Origin of the sequence: Paractinoplanes polyasparticus (assembly GCF_019710575.1) — a bacterium.
In the GTDB taxonomy this organism is placed as follows: Bacteria; Actinomycetota; Actinomycetes; order Mycobacteriales; family Micromonosporaceae; genus Actinoplanes; species Actinoplanes polyasparticus.
In genome coordinates this window covers 63,606-76,711 of sequence record NZ_JAHWFK010000020.1, presented here as the reverse complement: position 1 = coordinate 76,711, position 13,106 = coordinate 63,606, and the positions used below count along the sequence as shown (strand labels likewise).

Below are 13,106 nucleotides of genomic sequence, written 5' to 3'. Positions count from 1 at the left end.
GGGGGTGCGCCGTTCGTCGGAGACATGGACCACGAATCCGGGGTCCGCGTCTTTGCGACCGGGAGGCCCGCGTGACCGTCAGCCAGCTCGCCCCGCACCGCCACGCCGCACGCGTGCAGCGCGACCGATGGGCCGTCACCGCCGTGTTCCTGCTCAACGGCTTGACGCTGTCCACCTACATCGTGCGGGCCCCCTCGTTCAAGGCCACTCACGATCTGAGCGACGCCCGGTTCGGGCTGTCCGGGCTGCTCTTCGCGATGGCGGCGCTGGCCTGCATGCAAGCCGTCGGACCGCTGACGGCCCGGCTCGGCACCCGGACGATCCTGCGCGGCGCTCTCGCGGTGATGCCACTGCTGCTGGCCGGCCTGGCCGTCGCCCCCGGACCGGAGTGGTACCTGATCGGATCGGCCGTGCTCGGCGGGGTGCACGGCGCCACCGACGCGGCGATGAACGCGAGCGCGGTCGCCGTCGAGCGCGAGGCGAAGCGGCCCATCCTCAACGGCTGCCATGCGGCCTGGAGCGTGAGCGCGGTCGTCGCGTCGCTGTCCACGGCCGCCCTGGCTCACGTCGGTGTGTCGCTGGCCGCGCACCTCGTCGCGACCGGCGCTCTGCTGCTGGCCGGAGGCCTCGTCATCGCGCGGTGGCTGCCGGACAGCGGGCGCGCGAAAGCCGAGCCTGGCGTCCCCGTGTCGCTGCGGTCGGGCTGGAGCCGTCCCCTGGTCCTGCTCGGCCTGACCGCCACCGCGCTCATGATCTGCGAGGGCGCGGCGCTCGGCTGGGGCGGAATCTTCCTGCACGAGGCGCGCAACGCCTCGCTGAGCCTGGCCGCGGTGGCGATCACCGCCTACACGGGCGGCCAAACCCTGGGCCGGCTCGCCGGTGACCGGCTCACCGGCCGCGGCGGCGGCAACCGGCTGTTCCGGATCGGCGCGGTGATCGCGGCGGGCGGCTTCGCCGTGGCCGTCCTGGCGCCGCATCCCGGAGTGGCGGTGGGCGGCTTCGCGCTGGCCGGGCTCGGCTCTTCGGTGCTGGTGCCGCTGACCTACAGCGCCGTCGGCCGGCTGCCCGGCGCCTCCACGGCGGCCCTGGTGTCGCGGCTGACCACGTTCACCTACACCGGGATCCTGCTCGGCCCGGCGCTCATCGGCTGGGCCGCCGGACACATCGGCCTGGCCGCCACCATGACCGTGGTGATCCCGCTGCTGCTGCTCGTGATCGTGGTTCCCCGGCCGAAGCGGTGACACGTCACCCGATCGGGTCTCTTGCCTAGCCGGTCTACGCTGACCTCTGCCCGATTCGCGAATTTTGTGGCGATCCGAGAGGTACTCGGTTCTCTCCTCGGGCGAGAGGAACACCTTCGTGACAGAACCATCGCCGGACCCCCGACGCGGTCCGGCCCTCGCGGTCGCCCTGGCCATCGGTTTCGCCGTGTCGGCCGTCTTCACGTTCAGCGCCCCGTCCGCCGCGGAAGGACCCACGCCGGCGGCCGGTCCGGGCAGCACGCTTGTAGCCCGCATCGCCGAGGCGCCGTCGCAACCTTCGGAGTCCGAGCCACCAGAGCCAAGGGAGCCGCAAGAGCCGACACAGTCAACCGACACCGATCCGGAACCGAACCCGCAGGAGCAGCCACGACGCGTGACCCTCGAGCCGCGCAGCGGGCGGCCGGGAACGGAGGTCCTGGTCTCCGGCGCGGGCTTCATCTGCGAGCCGCCGCGCGGTGACGGCCGCGATCCGGTCGTCGTCCAGTGGTCGGGCCTCGACAGCTTCGAGAAGGCCTATCCGGATTTCGACAGCGGACGCTTCACCGCCGCACTCACCGTGCCCGCCGAAGCCACCGGCACCATCGAGGCCACGGTCCGCTGCCTCTGGGACGACAGCGGCCATCGGCAGACCTTCACCGTCGAGCCCGAGCCGGACGTGTCCACGCCCCCCAGCGATCCGGTGACCAGCGACCCGACGATCCCTCCGACGCCCCGCCCGTCCACACCAACCAGCCCGGCCACCCCGTCGACACCCAACCTCCCGCCGACAGCGCCGACGTCCTCACCGACACCGAGCCCGTCCCCCACCCCCAGCGCGAGTGCGGCGCCGCCCGCCGCGCTCGCACCCGGCACTCCCCCTCCGCCGCCCAGCACGACCCCGGCGCCCTCGCTGTCGCCGGTGGCCGAGCGAGCGGGTGTGCCGCCGATCTCGAAGAGCGAGTTCCTCCCGACGTTCGATCAGCTCTCCTTCACCATCCCGATCATGGTGCTGGCCGCAGCCCTCGCCGCCGTGCTGATCATTCTGGTCGCGTTCCCGGCCGACATATTCAACAAGACCTATGAGAACTGCCGGGAGGAGATCCACCGCTTCCTTCACCTGCGCCACCTCTCGAAGCTCCTTTCGGTGCCGCCCTGGGTGCAGGGGGTGGTGCTGGCCGCAGCCGCGGTCAGCCTCGGTTTGCTGCTCAGCAGCGATGAGGGCCCGGCCGGCGGCGACAAGGGCAACATCATCGCCCAGACGATTGCGCTGGCGGTGGCCGCGCCCCTGGTGATGGCCGCTTACGCCACGCCGGGCGAGCTCCATCTGCGTCGATTCCGCAAGGCGGTGATGACCGTGCCGCTTCCCGCCCTCGTGTTCGCCGTCCTCTGCGGACTGCTTTCGCACGGGCTGAAGCTGGAACCCGGGTACACCTTCGGGCTGTTCGCGATGTTCTTCATGCTGCGCGGTCAGAAGCACCCACCCGAGGCGAACAAGGGTCGCGCGGTGCTGTTCAGTGCGCTGTGCCTGGCCGCGCTGGTCGCGGCCGGATACGCCGGATTCACCGTCATCTCGCCGGCCGCGCATTCGGGGGCGGCCGGCTGGGCAGCGGTCGTCTTCGACGCGATCTGTTACTGGCTCGTCGTGCTGGGAGCGGAAAGCCTCATCTTCGCCCTCCTGCCGATGCGTTTCCTCGACGGGCGGACCCTCGCCGGCTGGAGTCTCTGGCTCTGGACCATCCTCCAGTTCGGCGCCGGGTGGTTCTTCTGGATGGTGCTCCAGCTCAAAGTGCACGCCAACGCCGACAAGTTCGATGCTGACAAAATTACCGGCAACGCCGAGCTCAGGGCGGTCCTGTTCTTTGTCGTCTTCGGCACCTTGTCGCTGGCCTTCTGGGGCTATTTCCAGTGGCCCGGCCGGCCGACATGGAAGCCCGGCGACAGCCACTCACCGCCCTTGAGCGAACTCTTCCGGCCACGGGTCGCCGCGCGGCGTTACCGCGACGAAGTGGTGCTGGCCGGGCGGGGGCTGGCCCGGGGCTGGCGATGGTGCGCGGACTGGCGCCGGCGAAGCGCGCCCCTGCGCAGGCGGGTCAGGGGCCTGCTGTGGGCGCCGCTGCAGGAGCCCGCGACCCGCGCCGCGTATTACTTCTTCTCGTTTGTGGCCCGAGTTTCACAGAGCGTGAGTGAAGCCGCCTCCCACGCCGCCGCTCGGACCCGTCCTGAATAGACGGGTGGCCCCGGCCAGATCGGCCGGGGCCACCCCATTTGCTAGTCGAGCAGGCCCGTAACCGTGCCCGCCGCGACCGTGCGGTTGCCCTCGCGGACGGCGAACCCCGCGCCCACCTCGAGCGCGACCGGCTTGCCCAGCGTCACCGCGACCTTGTCGAGCGTGTCGCCCGGCATCACCAGGTCGATGCCGCCGAGGTCCATGCCGCCGGACACGTCCGTGGTGTGGAAGAAGAACTGCGGCCGGTAGTCCGTCGCGAACGGCGTGTGCCGGCCACCCTCCTCCTTCGTCAACGCGTACATCCGCGCCTCGAACTTCTGGTGCGGCGTAACCGAACCCGGCACCGCCACCACCTGACCGCGCTGCACCTGCTCGCGCTTGATGCCGCGCAGCAGGATCGCCGCGTTGTCGCCGGCCTCGGCCGTCTCGAGCGACTTGCCGAACGTCTCGAGACCGGTCGCCACGGTGGCGATGGTCGGCCCGAGCCCGACGACCTCGACCGGGTCGCCGACGCGCAGCGTGCCGCGCTCGATCTTGCCGGTGACCACGGTGCCGCGGCCGCTGATGGTGAGCACGTTCTCGATCGGCATCAGGAACGGCTCGCCGAGCTCGCGCGGCGGGACCGGCACGTACTCGTCGACCGCGTCCAGCAGGTCCACGATGGACTGGACCCACTTCGGGTCTCCCTCCAGCGCCTTGAGCGCGCTGACCCGCACCACGGGCACCTCGTCACCGGGGAACCCGTACTCGCTCAGCAGCTCACGCACCTCGAGCTCGACCAGGTCGAGCAGCTCCGGGTCGTCGACCGCGTCGCTCTTGTTGAGCGCCACCACCAGATACGGCACGCCGACCCGCTGGGCGAGCAGCACGTGCTCGCGGGTCTGCGGCATCGAGCCGTCCTGCGCCGACACGACCAGGATCGCCCCGTCGACCTGAGCCGCGCCCGTGATCATGTTCTTCACGTAGTCGGCGTGGCCCGGCATGTCGACGTGCGCGTAGTGCCGGCTCGGCGTCTCGTACTCGACGTGCGCGATGGTGATGGTGATGCCGCGGGCGGCCTCCTCCGGCGCCTTGTCGATGCCCTCGAACGCCACGTACCGGTTGGAGGCCGGGTCGCGGTCGGCGAGAACCTTCGTGATGGCTGCGGTCAGGGTCGTCTTCCCGTGGTCGACGTGCCCCATCGTGCCGATGTTGACGTGCGGCTTGCTGCGGATGAACTGGCTCTTGGCCATGGTTGTCTTCTCGATCCTCACTGGATGCAAGGCATTACTGGGATGCGCGCCCGATTGCCGGTCGGGACACGCCAGAACCGCAGGGTCGAACCACCCTTCCCCTGCGGTTCTGCTACTGCTGGGGAAGGGTCAGATTCGGGTATCGGCGCCGCTGAGAGAACGCACGCACACGGGAGCCGCCCCTTGGGGCAGCTGCACACCGAGCGCGAACATGCGGATCACGGTAGGCGGTAACGCGGCGCCCCTCCACCTAATTCCCGCGGGTGCGACCCGGCGTCACCAGGTGAAGGTGGCGCCCTTGGCTTCGCTGTTCAGGGTGCGGCCGTCGCGGTCGTAGCTGAAGGACATGACCACGGCGTAGCTGTGGCCGCGGGGCGGGCTGGCGGCGGACGGGCCGCAGGTTCGGGTGGCGGCATCGCCCTCGAAGATCAGGTCGTCGCAGGTTCTGGTGGGGCCGACCACGCGGCCGGTGGTGGCGTCCTTCAGGGCTACTGCGATGCGGCCGCGGCCGCCGCCGGGGGCGGTCACCGAAGCTTGGTAGCGGACGTCGCGGCCGAGCATGTGGCAGGGCTGGACGCGGGCCGCGGTCTTGGTGCGGAAGTCGATCGCGAAGCTCTGGTTGCACTGCCACGGGCCGTACGGCTGGGCCTCGGGGTGCGGCGACCGCGTCGGCGGGCGCTTGGTGGGTCTCTGCGCGGCCTTGGGCCGTACGGTCGGAGCCGCCGTCGCCGGGGCAGGCGGCGTGCCCACCGCCGGCAGCGGGCGCGTGTTGCCGGCTGGCGTGCGGCCGGCGTTCCGGTTCGCGGACACGTTCGTGCGGCGCTGCGCGGCGGTCGAGGGAGTTGGGGCAGCGGCCGCGGGCGCGGTTTCGACGATCACCCGCGGGGCGGCCAGGTCCTTGGTCTCGCCGTCGTCCCGGCCCATGTTCCACGCGGTGGTGGCCACCGCCGAGGCGATCATCGCGGCGACGACCAGCGCCATCGTGGCGCCGGGACGGGCCCAGCGCCAGCCGGGGACAGCGTTGCGCTTCCCGGGATGCCGCTGCGGCGGCACGAGCGACGGCGCCGGGTGAGACACCGGCTCGGCGCGGACGGCCGGAACGGCGGGGTCCGACGAGGCAGCGCGGCCGGACCGGGCAGCGCGGTCGGCTGTCGGGGAGACCAGCCAGGAGTCGTCGGCCGATGGGAGCGACGCGGAGTGCAGGACGGGCGCGGATCGGGGCGGCGCGGACAGGGCGTCGGGCGGTGGCGGCAGCGCGGGTGTGCCGGCGAAGCGGCGGGCCACGTCGGAGAGGTCGGCCACCAGCTCGGCGGCGGTCGGGCGCAGGCGGGGCTTCTGCGCCATGCAGGCCATGATCACGTCCCAGACCGGGTCGGGGAGGCCGGAACGGCGGACCGGGTTGCCCTCCAGGTGCTGACGCATCAGATCGGGGATGGAGTCGCTCAGGTACGGCGGCCGGCCGCTGACCAGCTCGTACAGGAGCACGCCGAGGGCGTACACATCGGTTGCCGGGCTGGCCGTCGCGCCGTGGAAGGCCTCGGGCGACATGTAGTGCGGGGTGCCGACGACCGCGTTGGGCGTGGTCATGCTCGGCGTGTTCAGGATGCGGGCGACCCCGAAGTCGGTCAGCCGGGTGTCGAGGCGGCCGTCCGTGGTCGCGAGCAGGATGTTGTCGGGCTTCAGGTCGCGGTGCACGACGCCCAGGTCGTGCGCCTCGGCCAGCGCGGCCGCCACCTGCGCGGTGAGCCGGGCCGCTTCGCCCACGGCCACGGTCGGCCGGGTACGCAGCAGGTCGCGCAGGCTGCCCCCGCTGACCAGGTCCATCACCAGGCCGATGGTCTCGCCCACGCTGAACAGGTCGTGCACCCGCACCACGTTGCGGTGGCGCAGCATCCGCAGGATCGTGCGCTCCTGCACGAAGCGGGTGACCAACCGGGGCTGGCGCAGCAGGCTCTCGTGCAACAGCTTCACCGCGACCGGCTCGCCGGTGGCCCGGTCGAGCGCCTCCCACACCGTGCCCGTGGCGCCCTGCCCGATCGGGCGCTGGAGGACGTACGAGCTGCCGACGCACCGTCCGCTCAGGTCCATGGTCGACGTGCCGTGCGTGTCGGCGCGTGATCCGACGCTCAACCGGTCCCTCGTGCCATGCTGGGTCACTCGACGGTCCTTCCGCAGCGGACAATGCCCCGGAATATTGCTGTTTGTCCGCTTCGGATAGCAAGCCTTTACGCCCGGTTTCGCACCTTCGGTCGGAGTCCCGGATTCGCCGTTACTTGGACGTGGCGGTGTCGTTCGTGCTGGTACCGGACAGCGTGCGGATCGCCCCGAGCAGCGTCGACCGGGTGAACGGCTTCTCGATCAGCATGCTGTTGTCGTCGAGGTGCAGCTGCGGACCGAGCGATGCCGCCGTGTAGCCGGACATGTAGAGCACCGGCAGGTGCGGCTGGTGCGTCCGCAGCGCCGCCGCCAGCTCGGGGCCGGTCATCGTCGGCATCACCACGTCGGTGATCAGCAGGTCGGGGTGCGCGCCCGCGGCCACCTGGGTCACCGCCTGCAGGGCGTCGGTCGCGACCGTGATGGCGTACCCGGCCGGCTCGATCAGGCGCTGCACGAGCTGCGCCACCTCGGGCTGGTCCTCGACGATGAGCACCCGGCCGATAACGGCCGGCGCGCCCTGACGGCCGGACACGGCCAGCGGCTTCTCCTCGGCCGCGGGCAGATAGAGGTGGACCGTCGTCCCCATCCGCGGCTCGGACTCGAGCTCGATGTGGCCGCCCAGCGCCTGCACGATGCCGGCGGTCGTGGCCAGCCCGAGACCGGCGGCGGTGGGGCGGGTGGTGAAGAACGGCTCGAGCGCCCGCCGGCGCACCTCGGCGCTCATGCCCACGCCGGTGTCGGTGATGACGATGTGCACGAGCCGGCCCGGCGGCACGCCCTCGGGGCCCTTACCCGCCTCGACCAGTTCGTTCATGGCGGCCACCCGCAGCATGCCGCCGTGCAGCATCGCGTCGCGGGCGTTCGCGGCCAGGTTGACCAGCGCCTGCTCCAGCGGGCCACGCTCGGCCCGCACGGCCCACACGTCCGGGCCGAACGCCAGGTCGAGGCCGATGTGCTCGCCGAGCGTACGGCTGAACAGAGACTGCACATCGGTCAGCAGGTCCGGAATCGGGATGATCTCGGGGCGGTTGCCGTCGCTGCGGCCGAACGCGAGCAACTGGTGGGTCAGCGAGCGCCCGGTGCCGACCGCGTCCAGGATGTCCACGGCCAGCTTGTGCTGCTGGCTGGTCTCCTCGGTCGAGGCGGAGATCATCTCGGCCGAGCCGCCGACCACGGTCAGCAGGTTGTTGAAGTCGTGCGAGATGCCGCCGATGAGCTGACCCAGGCTGTCCAGCCGGCGCAGGTGGTCGAGCTGACGCTTGAGACCGCGGGCGTCGATGTGATCGGTGGTGTCGGTGACCATGCAGACAACGCCGGTGAACTCGCCGTGATCGCCCATCAGCGGCATCATGCTGATCCGGACGCTGCGCTGCGACCCGTCGGCCCGCATGAGCCGGGTGCCACCGACCGTGGAGCGACCCTCCCGGCACTCGGTGATGCGCCGGTCCAGCTCCTTCTGACCCTGGTCGTTGAGGAAACCGCGGAGCGAGACGCCGACGAGCTGCGAGCGGGGCATGCCCAGGACGACACCGATCGGTTCGTTGGCGTACGTCACCACGGCGTCCGGATCGAGCTGAAGCACCCCCTCGGGGATGGTCTCGAGCACCCGGCGATAGCGCTCCTCGCTGGCCCGCAGCCGCTCCAGGGCGCGCGCGCTGGAACAGGCGAGCGCCAGCTCCCCGGCGATGTCCCGGGCCAGCTCGACCTCGGCCGTCGAATAGAACGACCCCGGCGCCTCGCGGGTCAGCACCAGATATCCCGCGTACGTGTTGTCGACGATCACCGGGCACAGGACGGCCGAGTGGATCTCGTGCTCCTCGCCCGCCAGCGGCTCGACGCCGTCGCCGGCCAGCACGATGGGCCGGCGGCTGGCCGCCAGCGCCGTCGAGAAGTCGTCGTCGGGCAGCTGGTCGACGTGATCGAGCACGCGGGCCAGCGAGGCCGACCGCCCGTCGTCGACATGGTGGTAGGTGATCGAGTCGTAGCGCCCGTCGTCGCGCAGCAGCTGCACCCCGGCCCCGTCACCGATCATGTCGGCGGCGGCGCGGGCAGCTGTGGACTGCACGGCGGCAGGTTCGTGCGAGACCCGGCTCAGTGCCAGGGCCAGATCGGCGAGCGCGTACCGGAGGGGGTAAGCCATGACACCCATGACGACATGATCCGCGCCTTACGAGGTGCGTGGTGCCGGTTCGCCAGGTTTGCAACCATTCATCGGACGATCTCGGGCAGCACCCGGGCCGCCGGTCCCCGCAGGTTGACCGTGCAGAACGGGTCGAGCGGCGTCGGCTGCGGGTTGACCTGGATGACGGCGCCGCCCATCTTCGCGGTCACCTGCGGGATCTCGGCCGCCGGATACACCACCCCCGACGTACCCACCGTGATCAGCACGTCGGCGTTGGCTGCGACCTCCACCGCAGCCTCCAACGCGGCGACCGGCAACGTCTCGCCGAACCAGACCACCCCCGGGCGTACGAGGGACTGGCAGAACCCGCAAGCGGGCGGGGTCCTCGGCCCTTCACCACCCGCCCCGCCAACTGCGGTCCCGTCCGCCGGCTTCCCGCACCCGGAACAGCGTGGGGCGAAGAGCGAGCCGTGCAGGTGGATCGGGTTCTTCGAGCCGGCCCGCTCGTGCAGGTCGTCGACGTTCTGCGTGATCACGGTGCAGCCCAGACGGGCGACCGCCTCGTGGCCGGCGTTCGGCCGCACCCGCTCGACCAGTTCGCGCCGCCATTCGTACCAGCCCCAGACCAGGGCGGGATCACGCTCGAAGGCCTCGGGGGTGGCCAGCTCCCCGGCGTCGTAGCGGGCCCACAGTCCGGTCAACGTGTCCCGGAAGGTGGGCACGCCGCTCTCGGCCGACATGCCGGCCCCGGTGAAGACGACGAGCCGCTCGGCTCCGGCGATCAGCTTGACTGCGGCGCTCAGGTCGGCGGCGGCGCCCATATCGGTCGCAGCGCTCAGTGGGTCCATCGCGAAAGTGTGCCTGTCGCGGCGCACGGGAAACGAAGGGTTTTCTCCACTATTGACAATCGTCGATTTTATGTAACGGTGTTACGACACCCGCCGGTGTATGCGATTCGGGAGTTGAGGGCAGCTCCCGCGGATCCCTCTGGCCTGTCCACCGGGCCACCGACCATGCGGAGCACATGCCCTCATGAAATCCAGAATTCTCTTCAGCGCGCTGGCCGGGCTTCTGCTCGCCGGCCTCACCGTACTGTTCGCGCCGGCCTCCCCCGCGAGCGCGCACGGCAACGTCACCGGTCCGGCGTCGCGCAACTACGGCTGCTTCGAACGCTGGGGCAGCAAGTTCCAGGACCCGGCCATGGCCACCGAGGACCCCATGTGCTGGCAGGCCTGGCAGGCCAACCCGAACGCCATGTGGAACTGGAACGGGCTGTTCCGCGAGAACGTCGCCGGCAACCACCAGGGCGCCATTCCCGACGGCCAGCTGTGCAGCGGCGGCCGCACGGAAAGCGGCCGCTACAGCGCCCTGGACGCCATCGGCGACTGGAAGGCCACCAACGTCGGCAACAGCTTCAACGTCAAGCTGTTCGACGGCGCCCGCCACGGCGCCGACTACATCCGGGTGTACGTCAGCAAGCCCGGCTTCAACCCGGTCACCCAGGCCCTGAAGTGGTCGGACCTCGAGCAGGTCTCGCAGATCGGCAACACCCCGGCCGCCCGGTGGACCCAGCGTGCCGACGGCGTCGAGATCGACGTCCCGGTGTCCGCGCCGGGCCGCAGCGGACGGGCCCTGCTCTACACGATCTGGCAGGCCAGCCACAGCGACCAGTCCTACTACTTCTGCAGCGACGTGAACTTCGGCGGCACCACGACCCCGCCCACCACGCCGCCCACCACACCTCCGACCACCCCGCCCACGACCCCGCCGACCACGCCTCCCACCACTCCCCCGACGACGCCGGCCGCCGGGGCGTGCTCCGCGACGTACTCGACGAGCAGCCAGTGGTCGGGCGGCTTCCAGGGCGAGGTCCAGGTGACCGTGGGTTCGTCGGCCATCAAGAGCTGGACGGTGACGCTGGCCTACGGCAGCGCCCCGTCGGTGCAGCAGTCGTGGAACTCGACGGTCTCGGCAAGCGGCAATTCGCTGGTCGCCAAGAACGCCGCCTACAACGGCGCCCTGCCGGCCGCCGGAACGACGAGCTTCGGCTACATCGGCTCCGGAACCGCCACCACCCCCACGGTGACCTGCGCGGCCACCACCTGACGGCTCCACTGAGGCACCCACCCCCTGGCGCTGGACAGTGACAGCCGTTACAGTTTCTGGGAGCGCTCCCATCTATTGATCCCGGTGAAAGGAGCCCAGCTCAACCCGGCGGATCACCTTCAAGCTGCGGGGGACGGCGTCCTGCCCTCCCCGTCCCCCGTCAGCACACCACTACCCCGCGGGCCTCCGCTCGGCGGCTACCGTCGCGAGCAGGTGGAAAGCCTGCGCCTCGGCCGAGGTCCCCGGCCGGTCGAAGGTCGGCGCGCCGCACGCGTTCCGCACCAGGCCGTGCTCGTCGACCTCGCGCGCGGCCGCGGCCAGCAGATCCCGGCCCACGGCGGCATAGGTGTCCGGCAGCCACCCGTCAGCGGCGCCCGTCAGGGCCGCGTAGGCGAACATCTGCGCGGCGTTCGTCTCGCGGAACGACGTGTCATCGTCGAGCACGTCGTGGAACAACCCGTCGTCGCGGCGCAGGGCCAGGCATGCGTCCAGCACCTCGCGCGCGTGGGCCGGCAGATCCGTCGACACCAGCGACGGGGCCAGCCGGACAGCCCGGGCGATTCCCGCCACCACCCAGCCGTTGCCGCCACCCCAGCGCGCGGGGCGGCCCGGCTCGATCGCCGAATAGAGCCCATCCCGGCACAGGTGCCGACGGTGCCCGTGCACTTGGCGCACGGTCTCGTCCAGTTCGCCGCTCAACGCGAGGAACGGCACCACCATGTAGACGGTGTCCGCCCAGACCTGCGACGAGCCGAGCACGTGGCAGATCGTCCCGTCCGGCGTACGCGGCGCATCGTGCAGCAGGAAGTCGAGCTGGCGCCGGGCGGCGTCCGCGAACCCGGCCCGTACGACCGCCTCTCCGCACGCCGCGCCGTTGACCGCGTTGTCGTCGGGGCCGCCGAGCCGGCCGTCGGGCGTCTGCCGTGCCACCGCCGACGAAGCCATCAGGTAGGCCAGGTCGTCCCGGCCCAGGTCGAGCGCAGCGTGCGCGGCGACCCCCTGCTCCCAGCTCTGCCGCTGCATCGCGAGCAGCGCGTCGAGCACCCGACCGTCAGGCGTCATGGAACAACGCGCTGACCGATTCGCCGTTGTGGATGCGGCGCATCGCCTCGGCCAGAGCGGGCGCGACCGACAGGATGGTGAGCTTCTCGGTGTGGTTCTGCGCCGGGATCGGCACGGTGTTGGTGCAGACGATCTCTTCGATCTCTTTCTCGGCCGAGAGCCGCTGCACCGCGTCGGCCGCGAAAAGCCCGTGCGTGCAGGCCACCCGGACGCTGCGGACGTTGCGCTCGCGCAGCCGGTCCAGCAGTTCGAAGACCGTGCTGCCCTTGGCGATCTCGTCGTCGAGCACGATCACGTCCTTGTCGGCGACGTCGCCGATCACCGTGCTGATGACCACCTTGTCGTCGGCGTAGCGCTGCTTGGCGCCGGCCGCCACCCCGATGCCGAGCAGCCGGGCGAACGCCGCCGCCTCCTTGGCGTTGCCCAGGTCGGGCGAGACGACCACGGCGTTCTCCAGGTTGTAGCGCCGGAAGTGCCGGGCCAGCTCCTGCAGCGCGTGCAGGTGGTCGACGGGGATGTTGAAGAAGCCGTGCACCTGCGGCGAGTGCAGCGTCATGGCCAGCACCCGGTCGGCGCCGGCCGTGGTGAGCAGGTCGGCCACCAGACGGCCCCCGATGCTGATGCGCGGCGCGTCCTTCTTGTCGCTGCGGGCGTACGCGTAATGCGGCAGCACCACCGTGATGCGGCCGGCCGAGGCGCCCCGGGCCGCGTTCAGCATGAAGAGCAGTTCGACGAGGTTCTCCTGCACCGGCGGAACGAGCGGCTGGATCAGGTAGACGTCGCGTTCACGGCAGTTGGCCTGCAACTGCACCTCGATGCAGTCGTTGGCGAAGCGGGAGGTGCGGATCGGCAGCAGCGGCACCCCGAGGTGGTCGCAGATCTCGGCGGCAAGGTCAGGATGGGCGGATCCGGAGAAAACGGCGATGTCGCGCACGGTCACACCCTAAAATGCCCGGTCG

General features: G+C 71.1%; 9 protein-coding genes. 3 read left to right on the top strand and 6 right to left on the bottom strand.

What is annotated here, in order from left to right:
• Nucleotides 1-71 precede the first annotated feature (71 nt).
• Nucleotides 72-1,241 (top strand): MFS transporter, encoded by a 1,170-nt coding sequence (locus tag KXC43_RS20680; protein WP_221377741.1) that lies wholly within the window; start codon nt 72-74, stop codon nt 1,239-1,241.
• Between the two features lie 394 nt (nt 1,242-1,635).
• The gene (locus tag KXC43_RS20675) at nt 1,636-3,468 is read left to right on the top strand and encodes an FGLLP motif-containing membrane protein (RefSeq protein ID WP_221377740.1); all 1,833 of its coding nucleotides are present in this window, start codon (nt 1,636-1,638) and stop codon (nt 3,466-3,468) included.
• A 41-nt stretch (nt 3,469-3,509) separates the two neighbouring features.
• Here KXC43_RS20675 and tuf read toward each other — a convergent pair whose 3' ends face one another.
• The 4 genes from tuf to KXC43_RS20655 all read right to left on the bottom strand — a co-directional run bounded on the left by tuf (nt 3,510) and on the right by KXC43_RS20655 (nt 9,827).
• Nucleotides 3,510-4,700, bottom strand: coding sequence for an elongation factor Tu (gene tuf, locus KXC43_RS20670; protein WP_221377739.1), 1,191 nt, complete (start codon nt 4,698-4,700; stop codon nt 3,510-3,512).
• A gap of 276 nt (nt 4,701-4,976) precedes the next feature.
• Nucleotides 4,977-6,830 (bottom strand): serine/threonine-protein kinase, encoded by a 1,854-nt coding sequence (locus KXC43_RS20665; protein ID WP_255644465.1) that lies wholly within the window; start codon nt 6,828-6,830, stop codon nt 4,977-4,979.
• A 139-nt stretch (nt 6,831-6,969) separates the two neighbouring features.
• Nucleotides 6,970-8,997, bottom strand: a complete 2,028-nt coding sequence (locus tag KXC43_RS20660) for a hybrid sensor histidine kinase/response regulator (protein ID WP_255644464.1) — start codon at nt 8,995-8,997, stop codon at nt 6,970-6,972.
• Between the two features lie 68 nt (nt 8,998-9,065).
• Nucleotides 9,066-9,827, bottom strand: coding sequence for an SIR2 family NAD-dependent protein deacylase (locus KXC43_RS20655; protein WP_304522915.1), 762 nt, complete (start codon nt 9,825-9,827; stop codon nt 9,066-9,068).
• A gap of 184 nt (nt 9,828-10,011) precedes the next feature.
• Here KXC43_RS20655 and KXC43_RS20650 point away from each other — a divergent pair, with 184 nt between their 5' ends.
• Nucleotides 10,012-11,085, top strand: a complete 1,074-nt coding sequence (locus KXC43_RS20650; RefSeq protein WP_221377737.1) for a lytic polysaccharide monooxygenase auxiliary activity family 9 protein — start codon at nt 10,012-10,014, stop codon at nt 11,083-11,085.
• A gap of 171 nt (nt 11,086-11,256) precedes the next feature.
• On the opposite strand, the gene KXC43_RS20645 is transcribed toward KXC43_RS20650, so the two are convergent.
• Both KXC43_RS20645 and KXC43_RS20640 read right to left on the bottom strand, forming a co-directional pair.
• On the bottom strand, nt 11,257-12,147 hold the full coding sequence (locus tag KXC43_RS20645) for a glycoside hydrolase family 88 protein (protein WP_221377736.1): 891 nt from the start codon (nt 12,145-12,147) through the stop codon (nt 11,257-11,259).
• On the bottom strand, nt 12,137-13,081 hold the full coding sequence (locus KXC43_RS20640) for a ribose-phosphate diphosphokinase (protein ID WP_221377735.1): 945 nt from the start codon (nt 13,079-13,081) through the stop codon (nt 12,137-12,139). Before KXC43_RS20640 ends, KXC43_RS20645 begins: the two co-directional genes overlap by 11 nt.
• Nucleotides 13,082-13,106 lie beyond the last annotated feature (25 nt).